Source organism: Bacillus sp. LJBV19 (genome assembly GCF_017797845.1).
GTDB classification, from domain to species: domain Bacteria; phylum Bacillota; class Bacilli; order Bacillales; family Bacillaceae; genus Bacillus; species Bacillus velezensis.
Genome location: NZ_CP072563.1, coordinates 2,080,103 through 2,103,092, shown reverse-complemented (window position 1 = coordinate 2,103,092; position 22,990 = coordinate 2,080,103). Strand labels below are relative to the sequence as shown.

General features: G+C 45.0%; 31 protein-coding genes. 18 read left to right on the top strand and 13 right to left on the bottom strand.

Features of this window, described 5'->3' with window-relative positions; all coding sequences use genetic code 11:
- Positions 1-179: 179 nt before the first annotated feature.
- Complete coding sequence (locus J6600_RS09930) at positions 180-860, top strand: hypothetical protein (protein ID WP_014418138.1); 681 nt, start codon at positions 180-182, stop codon at positions 858-860.
- On the opposite strand, the gene J6600_RS09925 is transcribed toward J6600_RS09930, so the two are convergent.
- The gene (locus J6600_RS09925; protein ID WP_012117771.1) at positions 857-1,000 is read right to left on the bottom strand and encodes a hypothetical protein; all 144 of its coding nucleotides are present in this window, start codon (positions 998-1,000) and stop codon (positions 857-859) included. The genes J6600_RS09930 and J6600_RS09925 overlap by 4 nt on opposite strands.
- 117 nt (positions 1,001-1,117) lie before the next feature.
- Here J6600_RS09925 and J6600_RS09920 point away from each other — a divergent pair, with 117 nt between their 5' ends.
- The 3 genes from J6600_RS09920 to J6600_RS09910 all read left to right on the top strand — a co-directional run bounded on the left by J6600_RS09920 (position 1,118) and on the right by J6600_RS09910 (position 2,356).
- Positions 1,118-1,291, top strand: coding sequence for a YozD family protein (locus tag J6600_RS09920; protein WP_003153696.1), 174 nt, complete (start codon positions 1,118-1,120; stop codon positions 1,289-1,291).
- 73 nt (positions 1,292-1,364) lie between these two features.
- The gene (locus J6600_RS09915) at positions 1,365-1,976 is read left to right on the top strand and encodes a phosphatase PAP2 family protein (RefSeq protein ID WP_209387353.1); all 612 of its coding nucleotides are present in this window, start codon (positions 1,365-1,367) and stop codon (positions 1,974-1,976) included.
- A gap of 59 nt (positions 1,977-2,035) precedes the next feature.
- On the top strand, positions 2,036-2,356 hold the full coding sequence (locus J6600_RS09910; RefSeq protein WP_003153700.1) for a YodL domain-containing protein: 321 nt from the start codon (positions 2,036-2,038) through the stop codon (positions 2,354-2,356).
- A gap of 54 nt (positions 2,357-2,410) precedes the next feature.
- On the opposite strand, the gene J6600_RS09905 is transcribed toward J6600_RS09910, so the two are convergent.
- Entirely contained in the window at positions 2,411-2,536 is a 126-nt protein-coding gene (locus tag J6600_RS09905; protein WP_003153701.1) for a hypothetical protein, read from the bottom strand.
- Positions 2,537-2,672: 136 nt separating this feature from the next.
- Between J6600_RS09905 and deoD the strand changes: the two genes are divergently transcribed.
- Positions 2,673-3,371: a purine-nucleoside phosphorylase gene (deoD, locus tag J6600_RS09900; RefSeq protein WP_003153702.1), complete on the top strand. Its 699-nt coding sequence runs from the start codon at positions 2,673-2,675 to the stop codon at positions 3,369-3,371.
- Between the two features lie 83 nt (positions 3,372-3,454).
- Positions 3,455-4,273 (top strand): M15 family metallopeptidase, encoded by an 819-nt coding sequence (locus tag J6600_RS09895; protein WP_003153703.1) that lies wholly within the window; start codon positions 3,455-3,457, stop codon positions 4,271-4,273.
- Between the two features lie 43 nt (positions 4,274-4,316).
- Here the strand turns inward: J6600_RS09895 and J6600_RS09890 are convergent, their stop codons facing one another.
- Together J6600_RS09890 and J6600_RS09885 are read right to left on the bottom strand one after the other, a co-directional pair.
- The gene (locus tag J6600_RS09890; RefSeq protein ID WP_007407946.1) at positions 4,317-4,568 is read right to left on the bottom strand and encodes a hypothetical protein; all 252 of its coding nucleotides are present in this window, start codon (positions 4,566-4,568) and stop codon (positions 4,317-4,319) included.
- A gap of 92 nt (positions 4,569-4,660) precedes the next feature.
- The gene (locus J6600_RS09885; RefSeq protein WP_017417982.1) at positions 4,661-5,362 is read right to left on the bottom strand and encodes a class I SAM-dependent methyltransferase; all 702 of its coding nucleotides are present in this window, start codon (positions 5,360-5,362) and stop codon (positions 4,661-4,663) included.
- Between the two features lie 146 nt (positions 5,363-5,508).
- On the opposite strand from J6600_RS09885, the gene ctpA reads away from it, so the two are divergent.
- Positions 5,509-6,912: a carboxy-terminal processing protease CtpA gene (ctpA, locus tag J6600_RS09880; RefSeq protein ID WP_209387352.1), complete on the top strand. Its 1,404-nt coding sequence runs from the start codon at positions 5,509-5,511 to the stop codon at positions 6,910-6,912.
- 60 nt (positions 6,913-6,972) lie between these two features.
- Here ctpA and J6600_RS09875 read toward each other — a convergent pair whose 3' ends face one another.
- Positions 6,973-7,698: a GntR family transcriptional regulator gene (locus J6600_RS09875; RefSeq protein ID WP_014418133.1), complete on the bottom strand. Its 726-nt coding sequence runs from the start codon at positions 7,696-7,698 to the stop codon at positions 6,973-6,975.
- A 249-nt stretch (positions 7,699-7,947) separates the two neighbouring features.
- Here J6600_RS09875 and bglA point away from each other — a divergent pair, with 249 nt between their 5' ends.
- Positions 7,948-9,390 (top strand): 6-phospho-beta-glucosidase BglA, encoded by a 1,443-nt coding sequence (bglA, locus tag J6600_RS09870; RefSeq protein WP_209387351.1) that lies wholly within the window; start codon positions 7,948-7,950, stop codon positions 9,388-9,390.
- Positions 9,391-9,537: 147 nt separating this feature from the next.
- Positions 9,538-11,013 (top strand): glycoside hydrolase family 30 protein, encoded by a 1,476-nt coding sequence (locus J6600_RS09865; protein ID WP_209387350.1) that lies wholly within the window; start codon positions 9,538-9,540, stop codon positions 11,011-11,013.
- A 33-nt stretch (positions 11,014-11,046) separates the two neighbouring features.
- Here J6600_RS09865 and J6600_RS09860 read toward each other — a convergent pair whose 3' ends face one another.
- Both J6600_RS09860 and J6600_RS09855 read right to left on the bottom strand, forming a co-directional pair.
- Positions 11,047-12,537: a sodium:solute symporter family protein gene (locus tag J6600_RS09860; RefSeq protein ID WP_012117763.1), complete on the bottom strand. Its 1,491-nt coding sequence runs from the start codon at positions 12,535-12,537 to the stop codon at positions 11,047-11,049.
- Complete coding sequence (locus tag J6600_RS09855; RefSeq protein WP_003153716.1) at positions 12,537-12,737, bottom strand: DUF3311 domain-containing protein; 201 nt, start codon at positions 12,735-12,737, stop codon at positions 12,537-12,539. Before J6600_RS09855 ends, J6600_RS09860 begins: the two co-directional genes overlap by 1 nt.
- Positions 12,738-12,922: 185 nt before the next feature.
- Between J6600_RS09855 and J6600_RS09850 the strand changes: the two genes are divergently transcribed.
- Both J6600_RS09850 and J6600_RS09845 read left to right on the top strand, forming a co-directional pair.
- On the top strand, positions 12,923-13,846 hold the full coding sequence (locus J6600_RS09850) for a ring-cleaving dioxygenase (protein ID WP_022553221.1): 924 nt from the start codon (positions 12,923-12,925) through the stop codon (positions 13,844-13,846).
- Positions 13,847-13,848: 2 nt separating this feature from the next.
- The gene (locus J6600_RS09845) at positions 13,849-14,451 is read left to right on the top strand and encodes an alpha/beta hydrolase (RefSeq protein WP_021493917.1); all 603 of its coding nucleotides are present in this window, start codon (positions 13,849-13,851) and stop codon (positions 14,449-14,451) included.
- A gap of 43 nt (positions 14,452-14,494) precedes the next feature.
- On the opposite strand, the gene J6600_RS09840 is transcribed toward J6600_RS09845, so the two are convergent.
- A complete protein-coding gene (locus tag J6600_RS09840; RefSeq protein ID WP_003153727.1) occupies positions 14,495-15,103 on the bottom strand; it encodes a nitroreductase family protein in 609 nt (202 codons plus the stop codon).
- A gap of 129 nt (positions 15,104-15,232) precedes the next feature.
- Between J6600_RS09840 and yodB the strand changes: the two genes are divergently transcribed.
- The gene (gene yodB, locus J6600_RS09835) at positions 15,233-15,574 is read left to right on the top strand and encodes a transcriptional regulator YodB (RefSeq protein ID WP_003153729.1); all 342 of its coding nucleotides are present in this window, start codon (positions 15,233-15,235) and stop codon (positions 15,572-15,574) included.
- A gap of 39 nt (positions 15,575-15,613) precedes the next feature.
- Here the strand turns inward: yodB and J6600_RS09830 are convergent, their stop codons facing one another.
- Positions 15,614-15,982, bottom strand: coding sequence for a hypothetical protein (locus tag J6600_RS09830; RefSeq protein WP_012117758.1), 369 nt, complete (start codon positions 15,980-15,982; stop codon positions 15,614-15,616).
- Between the two features lie 52 nt (positions 15,983-16,034).
- Positions 16,035-16,424, bottom strand: a complete 390-nt coding sequence (locus J6600_RS09825) for a tautomerase family protein (protein WP_003153733.1) — start codon at positions 16,422-16,424, stop codon at positions 16,035-16,037.
- A gap of 200 nt (positions 16,425-16,624) precedes the next feature.
- Between J6600_RS09825 and J6600_RS09820 the strand changes: the two genes are divergently transcribed.
- Positions 16,625-16,864, top strand: a complete 240-nt coding sequence (locus J6600_RS09820; RefSeq protein ID WP_003153736.1) for a hypothetical protein — start codon at positions 16,625-16,627, stop codon at positions 16,862-16,864.
- Between the two features lie 35 nt (positions 16,865-16,899).
- Here the strand turns inward: J6600_RS09820 and J6600_RS09815 are convergent, their stop codons facing one another.
- Positions 16,900-17,364, bottom strand: coding sequence for a hypothetical protein (locus tag J6600_RS09815; RefSeq protein ID WP_014418128.1), 465 nt, complete (start codon positions 17,362-17,364; stop codon positions 16,900-16,902).
- Between the two features lie 97 nt (positions 17,365-17,461).
- Between J6600_RS09815 and rarD the strand changes: the two genes are divergently transcribed.
- The 4 genes from rarD to bshB2 all read left to right on the top strand — a co-directional run bounded on the left by rarD (position 17,462) and on the right by bshB2 (position 19,734).
- On the top strand, positions 17,462-18,358 hold the full coding sequence (gene rarD, locus J6600_RS09810) for an EamA family transporter RarD (RefSeq protein WP_012117756.1): 897 nt from the start codon (positions 17,462-17,464) through the stop codon (positions 18,356-18,358).
- A gap of 67 nt (positions 18,359-18,425) precedes the next feature.
- Entirely contained in the window at positions 18,426-18,704 is a 279-nt protein-coding gene (locus J6600_RS09805) for a hypothetical protein (RefSeq protein ID WP_003153742.1), read from the top strand.
- Positions 18,701-19,051, top strand: a complete 351-nt coding sequence (locus tag J6600_RS09800; RefSeq protein WP_007611980.1) for a YojF family protein — start codon at positions 18,701-18,703, stop codon at positions 19,049-19,051. The genes J6600_RS09805 and J6600_RS09800 overlap by 4 nt, the downstream gene beginning before the upstream one ends.
- A 17-nt stretch (positions 19,052-19,068) precedes the next feature.
- Positions 19,069-19,734, top strand: a complete 666-nt coding sequence (gene bshB2 / locus J6600_RS09795) for a bacillithiol biosynthesis deacetylase BshB2 (RefSeq protein ID WP_007407961.1) — start codon at positions 19,069-19,071, stop codon at positions 19,732-19,734.
- A gap of 27 nt (positions 19,735-19,761) precedes the next feature.
- Here the strand turns inward: bshB2 and J6600_RS09790 are convergent, their stop codons facing one another.
- Positions 19,762-20,610: an STAS domain-containing protein gene (locus J6600_RS09790; protein WP_029974256.1), complete on the bottom strand. Its 849-nt coding sequence runs from the start codon at positions 20,608-20,610 to the stop codon at positions 19,762-19,764.
- 13 nt (positions 20,611-20,623) lie between these two features.
- Positions 20,624-21,985, bottom strand: a complete 1,362-nt coding sequence (locus J6600_RS09785) for an MATE family efflux transporter (RefSeq protein ID WP_209387349.1) — start codon at positions 21,983-21,985, stop codon at positions 20,624-20,626.
- 277 nt (positions 21,986-22,262) lie between these two features.
- On the opposite strand from J6600_RS09785, the gene cdaS reads away from it, so the two are divergent.
- Complete coding sequence (gene cdaS / locus J6600_RS09780) at positions 22,263-22,889, top strand: sporulation-specific diadenylate cyclase CdaS (RefSeq protein WP_209387348.1); 627 nt, start codon at positions 22,263-22,265, stop codon at positions 22,887-22,889.
- Positions 22,890-22,990: the final 101 nt, after the last annotated feature.

The window sequence follows — 22,990 nt, the reverse complement described above, 5'->3', positions numbered from 1 at the left end:
GCGGAATGTCATCGGACGCTTCTGTTTACGGTAAGTGAAAAAACGCACAAGCATGTTGCGGTTTTTGACATTTTGAACAGGTGCAGAAATAGATATTTCCTGTGGTTTTCATGCCCATGCGAAATTATGGCGGCCGGCATACGATAGCGTATGACAGTCCGCGGCAAGGGGGAGACAGCATGAAGCCAGATAAACCGAAATTTCAAGTGGGAGACATCGTGGTCGTCGTGATGTACGGAACCGTCGGCACCATTACGAAGGTTCATCAAATTGATAAACATTATCTTTACGAAGTCAATCATAATGAAGTGCTTTATTTTGAATCGTCCATCCAGCTTTATAAAGATTATGAGGGCGTGATCGTCGATATGGAGAAATTGGATATTGAATATGAATTTCTGATCGGCGACGTCGTATATGTAAAGGACTACGGAAAGGAATTATTCCGTGTCATCGGCCACAGAACTGAAATATGGAGATATTTAGAGGATGGCTGGGAGGATATTATTTATGAGCTGACTCGGCTGAAAGACGGAGAGTGGCTTGAAACGGAGGAAGAGGATCTCACGCTGGTTCTGAGAAAATATGAAATGGATCAGTTTGTGCATCAGCTGCTGTTTGTCCACTATGTTGGGGAAGCATCTCATGAGATCGGCGAGGATACCGTCGCGTCTGCTCTTCTTCAGTTTGAAGGCGATGCTGATGATCCCGATACCCTGCATGTGCTGGCGGTATCGATTGTAGATGAGCTGCTTGATATTTATAACGATTATAAGATTCTTTATCATTTGTTCGGTGACGAAGAATATAAAGATATGATGAATTTTGTGCTGGAAAGCCTGCGGGAGCATTTCAGCTAGCCGGCAAAAAAACGGACGGTGACATATAAAAACCAGGGCAGACAGCCGGCAAAGATTACAAACGACATTCCTTTCAGCACTTTTTCCAATACGATATCAAATCCATCTCCGTCCAATAAAGCCATCATTTTCGTCATCATCTTTTCTCCCTCCGGGGCTTGTTTTTTAAAAGTATATGAGCGGACAAAACGTTTAGAACTTTCGGGTATAATTTGAACGGTTTTTTCATAAAACATAAAAAAGGAGGCGGTGTTTGCATGAAAGAAATAGATCTTGTGATTGACACAGAAGAAATAGCTGATTATTTTTACAGTCAGCTTGCTATGCGCGGGTACATACCGAGTGAAGAGGAAATCTTCGAAATAGCCGACATCACCTTTGATTATTTATTAGAAAAATGTATGATAGACGAAGAGCTTGATGAAGACTGAAACTGCGGAACCGAAGTGAAAAAGCTTCGGTTTTTTCAATCAGCTCGGGAGAATGAAACATGGGGGGAAAACGTTGTACAAGCCAGCAAGTCTTTTCGCATTGTTTATTCTGCTCGCAGCAGCGATCCGGATAGAAGCCGTCCGGGTTTTTGATGAGCGTGTGATAGAAGCGGCTGTCAGGATCAGGGCTGCCTGGCTGAATGAATTGATGTTATGGATAACGGAGCTCGGCACGACCGCGGTGCTTTTGCCGCTTCTTCTTTTGACAGGCGCGGCTCTGTATATGTACAAAAAAACGCCGGATGTTGTTTTTTTGCCGCTTCTCTTTCTCATTGAACGGATTGTAAACATAAAAATAAAAGAATTGATTGAAAGAGCCAGACCCGCTTTTGAACCGCTCGTCCATGAAACCTCATACAGTTTTCCGAGCGGCCACTCCATGAATTCGGCAGTGATGTATCCCGTCATCGCTTACTTTTTGATTAAGCATGTTCCGTTTTTTACGAAAAGAAAACGGGCCGTCACCGTCTTTACCGGAGTTCTCGTCATTCTGATCGGACTCAGCAGAATTTATTTAGGCGCGCATTTTCCGACGGATGTCCTTGCCGGATTCAGTCTCGGACTTTGCCTCGTTTCGCTTTTTGCGCTCTTTGACGAAAAGTATCATCCGTTTCGACAAAAATAGAGACAGGAAAAATGAGAAAAAACGCTAATACTATTAAGAAATAAGAGGGAGGGATCTTGATGCTGTTATCGCTGCCCGTGTTTAAAAAAAAGACTTGCGCCTATGATGTGACGATTTTTCAAACGCCCCGCTACGGCGAGAAAAAGGGATACAGGGTCGTCTATCGGACAGAGCTGGCCGCTGACAATCATCAAGACGCACTGGAAAGGGCATTTTCTGTTTTTAATGTGCCTGATACGGTCCCAAACGACTATCAAGCCAGATTCATAGCGACCGGAGATGTCATACTCATAGACGAAGGAAGAAAAGGAAAGACCTATTACAGGCTTAACCCTGCGGGATGGAGCAAAATTAACCGGCTGCTCGTCCAGCCGAGGTAAGACGGGGCCGGCTGAATCTTCAGCCGGCTTCCGTATTGTCTGGGAAAGACAGTGTTAAGGCTTCCGTTTAGCGGCGGAATGCTCTTTTCCATGCGCTTCATCAGCTGCAATGACGTCTGAAACGGGCACATGATTGTTCTTTTTCTGGCCGGTCACCCGGTTGCGCTGTTTTTTGCCCATTATGTTCACTCCTTTTTCTTTAGGCTTGTCATCCCGCATATTCTGCCCAAGATCGCCCTGATCATGCTGATGATTGTCTCTTACCGTTATTCAGTGTACAATGGGTGGGAGTTTGAATAGGCAGGAGGAAAAGGAAATGAGTGTACATATAAACGCAGAAAAAGGCCAAATTGCGGATACAGTGCTTTTGCCGGGAGATCCGCTCCGAGCGAAATTTATTGCGGAAACTTATCTTGAAAATGTGGAATGCTATAATGAAGTCAGAGGAATGTACGGATTTACGGGTACATATAACGGCAAAAAAGTATCAGTCCAAGGCACCGGCATGGGTGTTCCGTCTATCTCTATTTATGTGAATGAACTGATTCAAAGCTATGATGTTCAAAACTTAATCAGAGTCGGCTCATGCGGAGCCATCCGTAATGACGTGAAGGTGCGTGATGTGATTTTGGCTATGACGTCTTCAACGGATTCACAGATGAACCGTGTCGCCTTCGGCAGTGTAGATTATGCTCCTTGCGCAGACTTCGAACTGCTCCATAAAGCGTACCAGGAAGCGCAAAAAAACAATCTTCCTGTAGCGGTCGGAAGCGTATTCACCGCCGATCAGTTTTATAATGAAGACTCCCAAATCGAAAAGCTTGCCAGATACGGCGTCCTCGGCGTAGAGATGGAAACGACTGCTTTATATACGCTTGCCGCTAAATACGGCAAAAAAGCGCTGTCTATCCTGACTGTAAGCGATCACGTATTAACGGGAGAAGAAACAACGGCAGAAGAGCGACAAACGACTTTTCATGATATGATTAAACTGGCGCTGCATACTGTATCGTAAACTTGAGATGAGGGTTATGCTGATTAAAGCAGCCCTCTTCTTTATGCATCGCCCTGATTCAAAAAAAGAAAGGTAAGTGTAAAATGAAGAAATCCACTAAATGGTTCTCGCTCGCTGCCGCCCTCAGCGTAACCGCAATCGTGGGAACCGGCTGCAGCATTTCAGGCGGCGACAGCCACAAGGACACAAAAACAGCAGCTGAAACAAAACAATCCGATGACACATCAAGCAAAAAAACAACGAAGACAGAAAACAGCGATTTTGTATTGGAGAGTAAATATTTTAATGATATTAAAGAAGTGAACGGGCTTGAGACCATTCAAAATCCGACAAATACACTTGCGCTCGTGAATAAGACATACACGCTGCCGGGAGATTATAAACCGAATGATCTCGTGATCCCGAAAGTCGAATTTTCTTTTACTGAGAAAATCGAGAAACGATATATCCGCAAACCTGCCGCCGATGCTTTGGCGGAACTATTCAGCGCCGGGAAAAAAGAAGGTTATGACCTGGTTGCCGTTTCAGGATACCGCTCTTATGACAGACAGAAAGTTATTTTCGATAATGAAGTCAGTCTGAAAGGTGAAAAAAAGGCCAAAGAAGCCGTCGCATATCCGGGGCAAAGCGAACACCAGACGGGGCTTGCCATGGACATTTCCAGCAAAAGCAACGGATATGAGCTGAATGAAGCGTTCGGAAACACGGCGGACGGCAAATGGGTGAAAGACCATGCGTATGAATACGGCTTTATCATCCGCTATCCTAAAGGCAAAGAAAATGTCACAAAGTATGAGTATGAACCATGGCATTTACGCTATGTAGGCAAAAAAGCGGCAAAAGCCATCCATGACCATCAATTAACGCTTGAAGAATATTTTAATGAAGTAAAGAAAGTGTAATGAGAAGAAGCCCGCTTGAAAAATAGAAAGCGGGCTTTCTTTATTACCAGAAGAGTAAACCTCCAAGCGCAAATCCGGTAATGAAACCAAGGCCGATACCGTAGGCTGCTCCCCAGCCTCCCCAGCCTCCCCAATAGCCGAACCCGTATCCTCTGTGACGGCCGCCGACAGGGGCGATATACACTTTACTGTTAGTCACCCGTACGATTCTTCCGACGTGGACTCTGCCGTTTCGTTCTGTAATTCTTGCTACTTTTCCCTGGTGCTGCCGGCAAAGATGATAATAGTTTTGCATCTTTTCTCCTCCTATCCAACCTATCTTTCTATGTCAGCTTATGATAGAGTGCGGTAAAAAGGTTGGACGAAAACAGGAGGACAATCGCCGTTTTACTTGTAAGCGACAAAAGCGCAGTGTCCCATATATTCACGGTACGTCTGCATAAGCTCGTAATGAGCCGTCAGCGTATCGTAGTGAACCGGCTGAATAACGGGCGATAAATCCATTTCTGTAGTCGGCTCCTGCGCATTGTTTTCATAGACAGCGGGAATGAAATCCGCTTTCTGAAAGCCTTGCTGAAGCAATCTCTGTTTCCATGCCGTTTCATCCTGCAATACGGTAAAACCGTAGAAGTCTTTTATCTGCGTGATGGCGTTTTCCGGCATGGGCTTTTGTAAAGCAGCTTCAATGCCGATCAGCATACCCCCGGGTTTAAGGACCCGCAGGATTTCAGACAGCGATGAATCAAGATTTGAAAAGGTGAGAACTGATTCGGAAAGAACGGCGGAAAATTGATTTTCAGCAAACGGAAGCCGCTCAAGCTCCGCCAAATAGCCCGGAATGGTTAAACCTTCAGCGGCAAATCGTTTTGCTGCTTTTTCAAGCATAAGGGGGTCCTTATCAACACAGGTGACGGGATACAGCAGGTGGCCGAGATAAGCGGCCGTCTGTCCCGTTCCGCAGCCGGCGTCAAGAATCGGTTCGCCAGGAGGAGGAGCCGCTTTTGTGAGAACGGCTTTGGAAAAAGCGAGTCCGCCGGGGTGAGCCCCTCCGACTCCGAATAAGGACAGCATATCTAAATATTTGCTCAAAGGCCGAATCCTCCTTTTTTCCTCAGCATATGTTGAGAGAAAAGCATAGGTTTGGGTAAACGGGAAAGAAGGGCGCCTCACGTTTGAAGTTGACGAATGAGCGTTCGTCTATGATAATAATGTAAGAATAAAAAGGTGGTGTTTTCTTGAAGCGGCAATTTAAACTGTTTTTTATTATATTGATCACCGCGGTCGCAGCCTCGGCGCTTACGCTGTTTATCACGGGCAATACGACCATTTTCGGACAAGGCTCGGCTGCTTTGACGAACAGCAAATTTGAGAAATTCAATAAAGCCTACGAGCAGATTAAAAGTGATTACTATCAAAAAACAGATGACAGCAAATTAGTAGACGGAGCGATAAAAGGCATGATCAGTTCCCTGAATGATCCATATTCTTCTTATATGGACCCGCAGGAAGGAAAGTCTTTTGAAGAAACAATTTCCGCTTCGTTTGAAGGCATCGGCGCACAAGTGGAAGAAAAGGACGGCAGCATCCTGATCGTATCGCCGATTAAAGGGTCACCTGCGGAAAAAGCGGGGGTTAAACCGAATGACCAGATCTTGAAGGTCAACGGCAAAAGCGTTAAAGGCCTTAATGTAAACGAAGCCGTCGCATTAATCCGCGGCAAAAAGGGAACAAACGTCAAGCTCGTGCTGCACAGAGCGGGTGTCGGCGATCTGAACCTGTCGATCAAACGTGACACCATCCCGGTTGAAACGGTGTACTCTGAAATGAAAAAAGGAGACATCGGCGAAATCCAAATCACATCCTTCTCCGAATCGACGGCAAAAGAGCTGAATTCAGCCATTGACAGCCTCGAAAAACAAGGAGCGAAAGGATACATTCTCGATTTAAGGGGCAACCCGGGCGGACTGATGGATGAAGCCATCAAAATGAGCAACATGTTTATCGATAAAGGGAAAAATATCATGCAGGTCGAATACAAAGACGGCACGAAAGAGGTCATGAAAGCGACGAAAGAGCGCAAAGTGACAAAACCGACAGTCGTCCTCGTCAATGACGGCACCGCGAGCGCCGCGGAAATCATGTCGGCTGCGCTGCATGAATCATCGGGCATTCCGCTGATCGGCGAGAAAACGTTCGGAAAAGGAACCGTGCAGACGGCAAAAGATTACAGCGACGGTTCTACCGTTAAGCTGACAATCGCAAAATGGCTGACAGCGGACGGAGAGTGGATTCATAAAAAAGGCATCAAACCGCAATATCAGGTTAATCTTCCTGAATATGCGAACCTGCCGTATTTAGATGCGAAAAAAACATACAAATACGGGGATTCCGGAACCACCGTCACCAATGCGCAAAAAATGATGAAAGCGCTGGGGTACAGCGTGAAAGTAAACGGCACGTATGATAAAGCATTTGAACAAGCCGTTAAACAATTCCAAGCAAAAGAGAAACTGAAACAAACAGGCATTGTAACGGGAGACACAACGGCAAAATTGATGACGGATCTGCAAAAACAGCTTGCGGACAACGATACACAAATGAAAAAAGCCGTTGAAACATTAAATAAGAATATGAAATAGTAAAAAACACCCGATGCGTCGCTCGCGCATTGGGTGTTTTTTGTTTGCGAAAAGCCCGTCTTATGTCGTTTCCTGTTCAAAAAGGTGGCTGTTCGCCTGAATGAAAAACTGTGATTGCTCATAGTGATAGGTGACTTTTGAGTAGTCAAACGGCTGGCCGTTGGTTAAATGAAAAATCGTTTCAACGCAAAGCTTAGGCGCTCCTGTAAACAGACCTAAGTACTCCGCTTCTTCCTCATTTAACATCCCCGCGTACAGATATAAATCTGAAAAACCGCGCTTTAACCCGAGACCTTCTCTAATATAATCAAATATTGATTCTGCCACGATCTCTTTATTCAAATACGTAATAATCGATTTGTTGTAAAATGACTCTTCGATACACAATGTCAGCCCGTCAATATATCTGATTCGCTTAACATAATACACGTCGCCGTCAGGCGGCATATTCAGATTTTGGGCAGCCTCAGGCGTGGGTTTTCTCACTTCCAGCGCTAATAATTTGGAAGTGACATTAAAATCTTCAAGTGATTCTTTAAATCCCTGATTAGAAAGCAGACTGATATACCCTTTTCTTTTATTCCGTCTGACAAAAATGCCGCTTCCCCTCACTTGAAACACAATCCCCTTTTTTTCTAATAAATCCAAGGACTTGGTGATCGTGCTTTTGCTCACGTTAAACCGGGTCATTAAGGTTTGCAGCACAGGCAGTTTATCCCCTTGCTGCAGCTGATGTTCTTCTATGTATTTTTCAATATCTATCGCGATTTGCTGGTATTTTAACATATACATTCCTCATTCATTTATTGTCCCGCTTCTTTCAGAATTATAGCATAATCGTTTTTAAAAGCCATTTCGTAAATTAACTATAATTGTTTATGTATTGATAAATTATACCGGTACAATTATAATGTAAACGTATAATATGAAAATAAAGGCAGGAATTCTTCTACACTATCGAAGCGGATGCTTGAAGCGGCTGCAGTGCATTTATTCGGCTTGCAAGCGGCAGTCAAATAAAGGAGGATATAAACGATGGGGACATTGCCAAAAGATTTTTTATGGGGAGGCGCTCTCGCCGCCCACCAATTTGAAGGGGGATGGAATAAAGGCGGCAAGGGGCCGAGTGTAGTGGACGTCATGACGGCAGGCGCGCATGGTGTGCCCCGGAAAATAACAGATACAATTGAAGAGCGGGAATTTTATCCGAATCATGAAGCGATCGATTTTTATCATCGTTATAAAGAGGACATCGCATTATTCAGCGAGCTGGGTCTGAAATGTTTAAGAACGTCCATCGGCTGGAGCAGAATTTTTCCTAAAGGTGATGAAGCGGAGCCCAATGAGGAAGGATTGGCTTTTTACGACCGGGTGTTTGATGAATTGCTGAAACATGGGATTGAACCGGTAATCACGCTGTCACATTTTGAGATGCCGCTGCATTTGGCGAGGGAATACGGCGGTTTCAGAAACAGAAAAACAGTCGGATTTTTTGTGAAATTCGCTGAAGTGTGTTTTGAACGCTATAAACATAAGGTGAAGTATTGGATGACGTTTAACGAAATCAATAATAAGATGGATGTGAATAATCCGATCTTTTTATGGACGAACTCGGGCGTCGCCGTCAAAGAAAACGAAAACGCAAAAGAAGTCATGTATCAGGCCGGCCATCACGAACTGCTGGCAAGCGCATTGGCTGTTTCGAAGGGAAGAGAAATCAATCCCGAGTTCAGGATCGGCGCGATGGTATCACATGTTCCGATTTACCCGTACTCATCTCACCCCGATGATGTGATGCTGGCTGAAGAAACGATGAGACAGCGTTTTTTCTTCCCGGACGTGCAGGTTCGCGGATATTATCCAAGCTATGCGTTAAAAGAATTTGAAAGAGAAGGCTATCAGATACACTTTGAAGACGGTGATGAAGAGATTTTGAAAAACGGCCGGGTGGACTACCTCGGATTCAGCTATTACATGTCTACAACCGTAAAAAGTGATGTATCAAACGATAATACCGGGGATGTCGTAAACGGAGGATTGCCAAACGGCGTGGAAAATCCTTATATTACAGCGAGTGATTGGGGCTGGGCGATTGACCCGACCGGTTTACGGTACACATTAAACCGCTTATACGACCGCTACCAGATTCCATTATTTATCGTGGAAAACGGATTTGGCGCCATTGACACATTAGAAGGGGACGGTTCAATTCATGACACTTCAAGAATTGAATATTTATCGTCACATATAAAAGCTTTGAAAAAAGCAATCACATATGATGGTGTGGATGTAATGGGCTATACTCCATGGGGAATTATTGATATCGTGTCATTTACAACCGGAGAAATGAAAAAACGCTACGGCATGATTTATGTTGATCGGGATAATGAAGGCAACGGTTCAATGAGGCGGCTTAAGAAAGACTCATTTGAATGGTATAAAAAAGTGATTGAAACAAACGGCTCATATGTATCCTAAAGGTGTAAAAAGGGAAGGCTTCACCGTTGTGTGAAGCCGGCTTTTTATCAGTAATTTTGAAAGCGTATTCATTCAAGCAGGAAGGAGGTGACTGTCCGGCTTTTCATTTAGGATCGCTTATAAAAATAAGGAAAGGGATGGTGGCTCATGTTTTTTAAAAAAGGTCTGCACATGACGCTGGTTTTTCTTATGTTTTTCTTTTTCATATCAAGCAGCATGACCGAAGTGTATGCGGCTGATCGGAAGGCTTCAGACAAAAACAAAGTAAGGGTGTGGTTCAGTTCTGAAAAAGATCCGGCTTCCCGTACGTGGTATGACGGGCCGCAGGAAGTGAAATACGCCTTAGACGAACAAACACCGCTTACATGGACAAATAAGAAAGCTTCTGACTCCGCCGCCGTGTATATTGATCCGTCGCGCCGCTATCAAAGAGTGTTAGGCGTAGGATCGTCCTTGGAAGAATCCACAATCCATAATTTATCAAAAATGACACCCGCAAAAAGAAAAGAAGTGCTGAAAAAATTGGTTGATCCCAAAGATGGTATCGGCATGGACGTTATGCGCATAACGATCGGGACATCTGATTTTACGGCACAGGAATTTTATACGTATGACGATATGCCTGAAGGCCAAACAGATCCTAAGCTCCGTCATTTCTCGATCCAAAAGGATATTGATTTACACATTACAGCAACCATCAAGGAAGCGCTGGCGATAAATCCGGAACTGAAAATCATTGCCTCACCGTGGAGCCCGCCAGCTTGGATGAAAACGAATGAAAACCTTAAGCGGGGAAAGCTGAAAGATAAATATATCGGCGAACTGGCCGTTTACTTCCGCAAATTTATTGAGGCGTACGAAAAGCAAGGAATTCCGATTTATGCCATGACCCTTCAAAATGAACCTCTGCTGAAAATCGACTATCCGAGCATGTATATGCCGCCGTCTCAGCAGCGCAAACTGGCACTGGCCTTAAAAAAAGAAATGAAAAAACACGTAATTGACACGAAAATTTGGATTTATGATCACAATGCGAGCGGGGCGTGGAACTATATTCCGCCGATTTTAGATGATAAAAAAGGAAACCGGGCGGCAGACGGCATCGCTTTTCACGATTATGACGGTGACCTTTCCGTCATGTCGGAGATCGGAAAGAGATATCCTGATCAATCTATTCACTTAACGGAGCGGTCTGTCTGGGGGACGGCAGGGGCGGACCGGATCGCGCAGTATTTCCGCAACGGCGCGTCGAGCTACAATGCGTGGGTGACGATGCTCGACAGTCAAATCAAGACGCATCATTGGATAGGCACCCCAGACCCGACGCTGTTTATTCAGGATGCTAAAAACCCTGACCGCTATTGGAATATCCCGATCTTTCATATGACAGGAAACTTTTCAAAATTTATCGACCGGGGAGCAAAGCGGATAGAAAGTAATTACGGCTCCAAAAACACAGTCTCGAATGTATCGTTCCTTAATCCTGATCAATCCATTGTGACAGTCGTAATCAACCAGACATCCGCCGACCAAAAATTCCATGTCGTTTCAGAAAATCGGCAGTTTGAAGCCGTCATCCCGGCTAAAACCGTGGCTACCTACAAATGGAAGCGGAAAAAGTAAAAACCGGCACATTTACGTGCCGGCTTCTTTCTGTTAAGCGCCTTTTTGGTTCAGTTGATCAGAAGGCGCTTTATTGAATAAACCGTCTTTGACGGCGTTTGAAGCCGCTTTTTTTACAAAAAACGGGTTTAGGATAATAACGGCTGCCATGTTAGCGGTCAAACCCCAAAAGCCTTCATATATACCGTGGGCGGATTGGGTGATATTTACCGTGAATGTCACGATAAGACCGACGAGAAGACCGATAATTGTCGCTTCTTTCGTTTGATTCTTCCAAAACAGACTGACGGCGATAGCCGGAAAGATCTGAACCATGCCGGAAACACCGAGAAGCTGAAGGGTAACGAGCGCAGTCGGGAACAGCATGCCGAATAAAAGCGCGAGCCCGATGACGACAAATACCATTGAACGGGTGATCATTGTCAGCTTGCTTGGTGACACATTCGGGTGAATCAAATCCCGATATAAGTTATTCGCAAATAAGTTTGATGCTCCGATGGCCATGATAGAGCAGGGAATCAATGACGCAAGGGCAATCGTGGAGTAAGCAAAGCCCTGCGCGACTCCGCCGTAAGACGTTTGAATCAGCTTCAATAAAGCGAGCCGCGGATTGGTATCTTCCGGCAGGACAAGAAACGCGATAAAGCCGAGAAAAATAACAAGAATCAAAACAATATTATAAAGCGGCAGAAACATGCTGTTTTTGCGGACGGCATCTGCGCTTTTTGCCGTAAATACGCCGGTTGCCGCATGCGCCCACATAAAGAGCGCCAGCGCAGATACGATGGAAGCTGTGATAAACCAAGGAATTCCTTTCGGTCCTGAGTCCGGGATCGTCAGCATTTGCGGCGCTTTTTCAGCCAAAGTGTGAATCATCGGCGTCCAGCCGTGAAAATGGATCAGCGGGAGTGAGACGACCATAAACAGCATAATCACCCACACGAGAATGTCTTTAATAATCGCCGTAAACGTCGGCCCTTTAATTCCGCTGAAAAAAGTATACAGCGCTACAAGAATAAAAGAGATGATGACGACCATATTGACATTAATGACACCCGTTCCGGCCACCTGAAGCGTATCTTGAATTCCGCTCAGCTGGAGACAAATATAAGGAATGAGCATAAGAACGCCGACAATCGCGACAAGACTGGCCAAAAGTTTACTGTCAAAACGCTCACGGGCATAATCGGCAAGCGTCGTTAATTTGTGTATTTTTGCCACTTTCCACAGCTTCGGCAGAAAGAAATAAGCGATAAAATACGCCAAAACAGAATACGGGATTGCAAAAAAAGCAACGCTTCCCCCTGTGTAGGCTGTGCTTGTTAAGCCTAAAAACGTATAAGCCGTATAAAGATCCGCGCCGACTAAAAACCAGACGAGGAGCCCCCCGAACCGTCTGCCGCCGACAGACCATTCCTCAACAGAAGTGCGTGATGATTTGTCTCTCCCGGCTATAAAGCCGATGCAGACAACGGTTAAAACGATTACGGCTGTAATGATCAATGCTGTTATATTTGCGGGCATCAGTCCAGTCCTCCTTGTTTCTTCTGCAGCCTATAAATAAGAAACGAACATAATGGAGTGACTGCGATCCATAAAAGCAGCCAGAAATGAAAAAAAGGCAGCCCGATAATGATCGGATGAACCCGATTAGCGACTGACAGCAGGGCCAGCTGGCTGAAAGGGATTAAGATGAGAACGAAAATTAGTGCTTTTCTGACCATTTACTTTCCTCCTGAAACTTGATAATGCTCCTTATCATAGCAGGTGTCAGATAAGATCACAAGATATTTTTCAGAAAAAAAAGAATTCTATTACTTTTTTAACTGAAACACTTTAGTTGCATCTTCATTCATATTAAATTAGAATAGTTAATATCTCGAAATCAAGATATTTAGGAGTGAATACATTGAATACACAAGGATTGCACCATGTTACCGCATTTGCAAAAGATCCTGCTGAAAATCTTCGGTTTTATACTGAAGTGCTGGGTTTGCGGCTCGTTAAAAAAACCGTTAATTTTGACGACCCGGCCACTTATCACTTTTATTTCGGCAACCAAAACGGAGAGCCGGGCACGATCATTACATTTTTTCCTTTTCAGGGAAGCCGCCCGGGAACCGTGGGAAAAGGGCAGGCCGGAAGAATTTATTTCTCCGTGCCGAAAGGAGCACTCGCGTTTTGGAAGCGCCGGCTTGAAGAAAACGGCTTGTCTGTAAAAGAGCAGATCATACTGTCTGAACAAGTGCTTCTCTTTAATGATACAGAAGACCTGCCGCTTGCCATAATGGAAGATGAAAGAAGCGGACAGAGTGAATGGACGCCTTCGGGCATTACTGAAAAAGAAGCGATCACAGGCATGAGAGGTGTTCTTTTGTACTCGTACCGTCCTGAAGCAACCATTCAATTTCTCATAGAACGCTTCGGTTATTCAAAGACAGGAGAAGAAAATCAGATTGTCAGGCTGCAATCGGAGGCCCGGATCGGACATATTATAGATGTTGATCTCGCGCCGAAAGAAGCAGGTATCGGCGGTTACGGGACAGTCCATCATGTCGCTTTCCGCACTACCGAAAAAGAGCAGGCGGAGTGGAAGGACATTCTTGCTGCTTCTCATCTTGCTTCATCTGACATTCTTGACAGGTCTTACTTTACTTCAATCTATTTCAGAGAAAGCGGCGGTATTTTATTTGAAATGGCAACCGATGAACCGGGCTTTATGACGGATGAATCCTTTGAAAATCTCGGAACAGAGCTGAAGCTTCCGGAATGGCTGGAAGAGCATCGCAGTCAGATTACAGCTGTTCTGCCCAAAATGGAGAAAGGAGAATGATGATGAAACATGTGTTTGAACAGGGGACGTCAGAAAATGTTCTGCTGCTTTTGCACGGAACGGGGGGAAATGAACATGATCTTCTGTCGCTCGGACGTTTTATCGATCCGAAAGCAAGTTTGCTCGGGGTCAGAGGATCAGTGTCGGAAAACGGCATGCCCCGTTTTTTTAAGCGGCTGAAAGAAGGCGTATTTGACGAGAAAGATTTAATTGAACGGACGGAAGAATTAAAGAATTTTATTGATGAAGCGGCGCAAATGTACGGATTCAGCAGAGAAAACGTGATTGCTGCCGGCTATTCAAACGGCGCCAATATTGCAGCAAGTCTTTTGTTTCATTATAAAGATGTACTGAAAGGAGCGGTTCTGCATCATCCGATGGTGCCGATACGCGGAGTGAAGCTGCCTGATATGGAAGGGCTGCCTGTGTTTATCGGTGCGGGAAAACGCGATCCCCTATGTACAAAAGAAGAATCGGAGGAGCTTTATCAGTATCTGACAGATGCTCATGCATCCGTTTCTCTTGTTTGGCAGGAGGGCGGTCATCAGCTCACACAGCAGGAAGCAGAGCAGGCGAGAACCTGGTACAGTGAGCGATTCCTATAAAAAACCCTTAGTCTGCTTAAGCGGACTAAGGGTTTCTTTCATCTTACAGCCAAGTTGACACTTTAGATACAGGCAGCCGGTTGCTTTTATGCGCCGGCTTAACGGCTTTGCCGATTGAAATCAGCATGACGGGCACGAAACGCTCGCTCACGTCGAATTCCTTAACGAATTGCTCTTTATTGAATCCGCCGATCGCGCAAGTGTCGTAGCCTTTTGCTTTAGCGGCAAGCATCAGCTGCATCGCTGCTAAAGAAGCGTTTAAAAATGCTGAATCACGGGCAAACTGATCATTTTGGTATGCGCCGTTAATCTGGCCTAAAAGCGTTTGTTTAATCTCTTCTGTGATATTGCCTTGCTCAGCCAGTTCAGCATAAACGTCTTCACCATTTTCATTTGCTTTTAAATCGCCTAATACGGCAATAACTGCTGATGAATCAATAATCTGTTTTTGATTAAAAGCAACCGGAAGCAGGGCAGCTTTTGCTTCATCACTGTGAAAGACTTGAAAATGCCAATGCTGAAGGTTCCAGGCGGAAGGCGCTTGCGTTGTGATTTCAAGGAGTTCTGTTAATTCCTCTTTTGTAATGACCGCGTCTTTATCGTATTCTTTAACAGATGCGCGTTCCTTTAAAACGTCTAATACGGATGTCATCATGTTTCCTCCTTCGGATAAACGTGTTATCATAATAGAAAAGTTAGAAGCTTACTAAATGTAACTCGAAAACTAATTTTAATGGATCACAAAAAACTTGTCAATTCATAGATGAAGGGATGAACTCACGTGGGATATACAATGTGTCCTAAAATGGAATCCGCTTTTTCTCTTTTGGGAAAGCGCTGGAACGGCCTCATTATCCATGTACTGATGGACGGGCCGAAACGATTTAAAGATATGACCGAAACGATACCGACAATCAGCCAAAAAATGCTCGCGGAGCGGCTCAAAGAGCTGGAACAAAATGAAATCGTCGAGCGTCAGGTGCTGCCTGAAACACCTGTCAAAGTCATTTATAAACTGACTGATAAAGGCATGGCCCTGCAAGCCGTTTTTCAGGAAATGCAAAAATGGGCAGACAGTTTTTGCGAGCCCGGGGGATCTGCCAACGACACATGTGATGAATAACAAAGGCTGCCCAAGGCAGCCTTTTCTTAATAATAATGTTTACTCGTCATAAAAACCATTAATATCAAAATTGTTCAGATTGAGGTTCAAGCCTTTTAATTGCTTTAATAAAGCATCGAATGTAAGGAAATGATCATTTTTACATTCCGCCGGAACATCATTTGGAGAAAATAGTTTCATTCCCCCCTCAATCCACTGTTTCCGGTATAACTGAAATGCCGCTTCAATTAAATGATCAGGCGTTACAATAAACCCTAAGCTTACGTCATGGTCCTCACTGTAGCCGAATTCAAACCCGCAGCAGGGGCAAATATCAAATGTTTTTTGATATTCGCCGTTATAAACGGGACTTGTCTCTAATCCTTTAAATCCGCATATCAAACAAGGGTACAACTCACTAACCAACATACATCCCTCTTTTATTCAGTTTGCAATCATTCAGAACAAGCGGGGGGGCCTTTTACAGTTTCCCGGTTAAAAACTGAGCCTCACCAAGCCCGAAGCTCCAATCGGCGTTCCCGTTTTCTGTAATGGAAATCATGACGTCCTCGGGTGATATGCCGCATTCTGTTTTAAGCTGATCAGCCATCAGTTGATATAATGTTTCTTTTTGATGTTCGGTGCGCGCTTTGCTGACAATGCTGATGATGACAAGATCTTTGCTTCTTTTGAAACCGAGCCCGGTATCTTCAATGATAAGCTCATGAGGCCGATGCTGGTGAACGATCTGATAACGGTCCGTTACAGGGACGTCAAAAGCTTTAACCATGGCGTAATGGGCGGTATCCAGTAATTTTTTTAATGCTGCGTCATCCCGGCCTTCAATAACGTCAAAACGAAGTAATGGCATATTTTATTCCCCCTGATGGTTTTATAATGTCGCAACTTGTAAAAAATTATAGCAGTTAATCAAAATGTAATCAAATTATAACCAAAATATTTATACATTAATGCAATATCAGAGAGAGGCACATGTTGTTACAATCGCCCAATCAATTTCCTCATTTTATGAATACGCTTAAGAATAGGCAGACATAAAGGAGGAAAAACATGTACCCTCGTCATGCATTGTATCGCGGGAATTTCGGTCCTGCCGGATTTCCGGCGAGAAGTCCTTTTTTGTTCGGCGCTCCTTTATTCGGCGGATTTTTAGGCGGTCTTCTCGGAGGCGTAATTGCCACAGGTTTTACAAGACCCCGCTATCCGTACGGGTTCGCCGGTTACGGATACGGAGGCGTCCCATACGGCGGTTTCGGTCCGGGAGCCGGCGGTTATCCGCCATTTTATTAAAGAAAAAACGGCCTGCATCGCGCGGGCCGTTTTTTTTATCTTAAAATCTCCACTTCCGATAAATTGTAGTCTTCCTGTTTTGAAAACATAACTTCAATCATCCCGTCTTTATAGACTGCTTTTGTTCCTTTCCGTTTGACGAGGCTCGGAAGGATGATTTCTTTTTTTCCTTCTCCCAGACTGCTGTTCTCTACAACGAGGCTGTGTGACGTATGCTTAATCCTGATACGGTCGAGTTCCTCTTGTTCTGCGGGAATTTTCGCAAAAACATGATCGGATGTTTCAAAAAGGTCAATTTCCGGCTTGGGCGGTTCCGCTTCGACCGGATCGGCCTTTTTGGACATTGGGTCGCGAAAAGGGAACTGTCCGGCATAACCGGCGCCGAATACGCTTTCCATCACTCGGTTGACATATGTCTCGACATCTTTCGGATCAGCATTTTTAAACGTTTCTTTAGAGAACTGATTTTGGAAGGGAAAATATCTGTTCCAATCAAACACGGCATCTCACCCTTTCTTAACGGACAACATAGTATATGCCCGCCGGAAGCATCCCGTGATATAATATAATCTGTTTACAGAAAGGAAGGGGAAGGCCGTGCAAGGGAATAACGCAAGAAAAGGAATCATTTATACCGCTTGTTCTTTCGCCATGTGGGGGCTGTTTCCGGTCTATTGGAAACTTCTTGAACAAATACCCGCATTGGACATTTTAGCTCACCGGATTTTATGGTCATTTGTTTTCATGTGTGTGCTTTTAACTGTGCTTAAGAAGTGGAAAACCGGATGGCGTGAACTGCGTCTTTTGAAATCGGAAGGGGGCCTGCTGGCGCTTTTTTTCGCTTCCGTTTTAATTTCCGTTAATTGGTTTGTGTACATATGGGCCGTCAATCACGGCTTTTTGCTTGAAGCAAGTCTCGGGTACTACATTAATCCGCTCGTTTCCGTTCTTTTGGGCATCCTATTCTTAAAAGAAAAGCTTAACAAGATGCAAACAGCAGCCGTTTCTATTGCCGGGGCGGCCGTGATCATATCTGCGTTTCAATATGGCGCGGTTCCTTATATCGCATTGCTGCTTGCATTCAGCTTCGGCCTGTACGGCTTATGTAAAAAAAGAACCCGCATGTCCAGCACGATCGGATTGACGCTGGAGACGCTTTTGATTACCCCGGCTGCACTTATTTATTTAGGATATACAGCTGACGGGAGCACTTCCGGGTCCTTGGGGGCAGGAACATGGGCGCTCCTATTTTTCGCAGGCGTATTTACGGCCTTGCCGCTGTTACTGTTTGCAGAGGGGGCAAAGCGTCTGCCGCTGTATCAAGTCGGCATTTTGCAATATATAGCGCCGACCATTACCCTTATGCTCGGCGTATTTGTGTATCATGAACCGTTTTCCGGGCAAAAAGCGTTTACCTTCATTTGTATATGGGCAGCATTGCTTTTGTTTACCTTTTCACAGATCAAATGGAAGCGGCCGATAAAAAGCCGCTAAGCCTTTCGCTTTCCAGCGATAGCTTAAATTATGTATAATCATTACGAGTATGTAAAGGAGCTGTACAATGGGCACTGATAAAGACATAGCAAAAGCCTATCAGGCACTGTGGAATAACCGCACTCTCCCGGCTTCAACTCTTGAAGAAGCGGAGAAGGCAATTGATCTTGAACTGCTTGATCAAAGAACACATCCGAGGCTCCGGAAGTCACCCGAGGAAAAGTTTGCTCTGGCGGTGCAGCGAATTGTAGATTCCCGGCTGCGGCCGATTGAGAAATATGAATTGGTTGAACTACATACGAAGCGTTTGCAATTTTTAAAAGAAGAAAGAGGGGAGCAGCTATGAAAGCGATCATAAAAGAAGATGTGCAAACTTCTTTAGAGCGATATGCCGATCGTCCTGTATATATTCATTTGGAAACAACGACCGGTTCTTATTCAGCGCATCTGAATGAGAAAAACATGACGGTTGTAGCCTATATACGCAATGCAAAAGTGACGTACCATCAGGCGAAAATCAAAGGAAACGGCCCGTACCGCGTCGGTTTGAAAACAGAAGAGGGCTGGATTTACGCAGAAGGTTTGACTGAATATACAGTAGATGACGAAGACCGTCTGTTAATGGCAGGGCATCTGCCGGGCGGAAAATTGGCGATTTCGCTTCAAATCAGCGAAAAGCCGTTTACAGTTTAAAGAAAAGGGTGAAAATCATGAAAGAACATGTACTCGTCATCCTGCCTCACCCTGATGATGAATCATACGGAGTGGCAGGGCTGATTGCTTTACACAGACAAAAAGATATTCCCGTTACGTATGCATGCGCAACGCTTGGCGAAATGGGCCGGAACATGGGAGATCCCTTTTTCGCGAACCGTGAAACACTGCCGCTGTTAAGAAAGCAAGAGCTGATTGACGCATGCAAAGCAATGGACGTTACTGACCTGAGAATGCTCGGGCTTCGTGATAAAACACTTGAATTTGAAGATGACGAGTGGCTCGCGGATATGATGGAAGAGATTATCGACGATGTAAAACCGAGTCTGATTGTCACATTCTATCCGGAGCACGGCGTCCATCCGGATCATGATGCATGCGGCGAAGCGGTCATCAGAGCGCTTTACAGAAAGAAAAAAGAGGACCGCCCGCGCACGCTTTGCATGGCAATCACCCGCAACAGGGAGGAAGCCGTCGGCAAGCCTGATGTCATTCTTGATATTAAAGAGGTTGCCGATATTAAAATGAATGCCTTAAAAGCGCACCGCACCCAAACGGAAGGCATGCTGAGAGAGCTGGAAGAAAAAATAAAAAATAACGAGCCGGTTCTTCAGACATGGTTTGAAGAAGAAGTGTATTGGACATATCCGTGGAAAGACTGATAAAAAAAGGGATAAGGCTGAAATGCCTTATCCCTTTTTTTGTGCCAGATCGGAAGCGATCGCTTCCGCAAGCGAAGACCGTATTGATAAATTTGAAAAACTCAGTCCGAGCTGCACCGCGGTTTGGGCGATTTCAGGACGGATTCCGGATAATGTCGCTTTCACGCCGAGCATTCCGAGTGATTCAATTAAGGTGAAAAGCTGTTGGGCAACCATCGTATCAATCATGGCTACGCCCGATAAATCAATGTACAGCTGCGTGATGCGCTTCTCTGAACACTGGTGCAGCGTATTCTCCAAAATCATTTTGGCTCTTGCCGTGTCAATATCCCCGATCAGCGGCAGCAGTCCGACATTGTCAAAAAGCACAATTACCGGCGAGCTCAGCTCGGTGATCAATTCTTTTTGCGCTTCAAGCTGAATGTTTGTGTTTTTATACATTTCCTCTATGAAAATATGAATGACCACATCAAACGATTTGATCAGCGTATGGAATATATCTTCGGCATCTTCTTCTGTCACGGTGTCCGAATGAAGTCTGGTAAACTGCTTTACATGGCCGACATACAAATCACGAACTCTGATAAACTCGCGAATAATATAATGGATGGGAGTTTTTAAATGTTCTTTATCCCGTGCGGCTTCAAACGCCCACTTTTCCAAGGCCGCTGTATATACTTCCTTCTCTTCAGAAAAAATCCGATTGAGTTGATAATTAAACGCCAGATTTTGTTTTTTCAGATTTGTGAGTACAGCCGGGTCAGTAGAAGCATAAACAGAATCAGGATCCGTTTCATGAAGCGTATCAAACCATGTCTGACTGATGTCCTCCGCCCGTTCAGTTAAATAATCGTACAGCAGTTTATGTTTTGGCATTGCTGCTCCTCCTTTATAAAATCATCATTTTTTTCACATAACGCTTTTGCAGTTTCATCAGTCTGAAGAATAAACCGACAGCTCCTGCGGCAAGTCCTGCAATTAACCCGATCCAGTAGCCGTATGCCCCGAGGCCCGTATAAGTGCCGACTGCGTAACCGAGCGGAAGCCCGATAATCCAATACGAAACAAAAGCCGCGCTGAGTGTATAGTTGACATCCTTATATCCTCTCAGAGCGCCTTGTATCGGAGCTGCTACGGCATCAGAAAGCTGGAAAAACAGCGCATAGATTAAAAAGTGCTGCGTCAACATGAGCACCGCCGGATCTGATGTATACATTCCGGCGATTTGCGGCCTGAACAGTAAAATGAAAGCCGCCGTGCATAAAGAAAAACTAAGCGCCATCACGATCCCGATATAGCTGTATGAGCGGGCATCTCTATAGCGATTTGCGCCTGCTTCAAAGCCGACTAAAATGGTCATGGCCATGGATACGCTGAGCGGCAGCATATACAAGAGGGAAGCAAAATTCATTGCCGCCTGGTGGGCTGCAATCGTCACCGTCTGAAAATGGCTCATAAGCAGTGTGACAGCCGCAAAAATGCTCGTTTCAAAAAATACCGCAAAACCGATAGGCAAACCGATTTTCAAAAGCTTTCTGCATTCAGACGGAGAAAAACGGTACAGTTTCCGAAATACAGAGTACCCGGCAAACGGCTCAAATCTGCAGACGATAAAAAAGCTGATGGCGCAAATACACCAGTAAGTCAGGGCGGAAGCGAGCCCCGCACCGACTCCGCCCAATGCCGGCATGTTGAATTTCCCGAAAATAAATACATAATTTAAAACAAAATTAATAGGCAATGAGCAAAGCGTAATAAGCATTGTGACTCGCGTTTTGCCGAGTGCATCAATAAACGAGCGCAAAACGGTGTACACAAACAAAGGAAAAATACCGAGGGATAAAAAGCCTAAAAAGTGTTTTGCGATCGTCCGGACACGAGGTTCCAGGCCCAAATGTCCCAAGATCATATCAACGGTGAAAAAGCCGATCAGGATAACCGCCGCACTGAGAACGGCCGCTACATAAACGGCCTGGATGACGGAAAACGGCACTTCCTTTTGTCTGCCGGCTCCAAACAGCTGCGAAACAACGGGCGTAACGGCCATTAATATTCCTGCAAGGCCCGTATAAACCGGCGTCCACAGGCTTGAACCGATTGCAACCCCGGCTAAATCGGCGGCGCTCACTTTCCCTGACATCACCGTATCCAAAAAGGTGATCAGGGAAAGGCCCGCCTGTGTGATTAAAATCGGAATGAAGATATGTAACAGCTGTCTGACCTTTTGGCCGATCGTGTTCGTTTCTCTCAAGTTAGGTTCCCCGTTTCTTTATTTTAACGAGAGAAATTATAACATTTTATGTATAAAAAGCAATGAAAGCCGGCCTACTCTTTTTTGTCCGATTTCGGCTTTTTAAACATCTTGGCATAAATGAATGAAAGTGAAATGACCCCTAAAAAGGTGCAGATATATTGCATCAGCCGTGCGAATTCCATATGATGTGCGCCTCCTTTCATGATTATGGTGCACACAGCGGCGCATATCCATGCGCACGATGCAGAAAATAGGGGAAAGGAGCTGATGTGACATGCGCCACACTCAAATGACGGAAAGCGCGTTTACCGCTGCCGTTCAAACGTATTTGAAACAAATTACGGAGGATGCCGGAATGATACTGCGGACATTGGATGAAAAAGACCAATGCCTTCTTTGCGAATTAGATGAACTGGGACATACGTTTCAGGAAATGCAGGCTGTCGCTTCGTCGTTTTACCTGCAGTCATATATCGAACATTTTACGCCTTCCTATACAGAGCTGGCGAGGGCCGTGCAGCATCTGGCGGAAGAAAAACACGGAGCGCTGATTGTGATTGAACGTGCAGATCCGCTGGACGGAATAATACAAAAAGGGACCAGCCTGCATGCCGAGATCAGTTCAGCTTTAATTGAGAGTATTTTTTATCCCGGCAATCCGCTTCACGACGGAGCCGTATTGGTCAGAGAAAACCGGGTTGTATCAGCAGCCAATGTGCTTCCGCTCACAACAAAACATGTCGATCTCAAATACGGGACGCGCCACAGGGCCGCGATGGGACTTTCGGCCGTGACTGATGCACTCGTGCTCGTTGTTTCAGAAGAAACGGGAAAAATGTCCTTTGCTAAAGACGGCGGACTGTATCCGCTTGTTTCGTCGCGGGCGCTTCATACGAAATAATAAGAAAATGGGAATATTGTACCCATTTAATATTAATAAGGTGAACATCTTTACCTTTTTCTGTATTGATGTTATCGTTTAAATATACATAAAATTTAAAA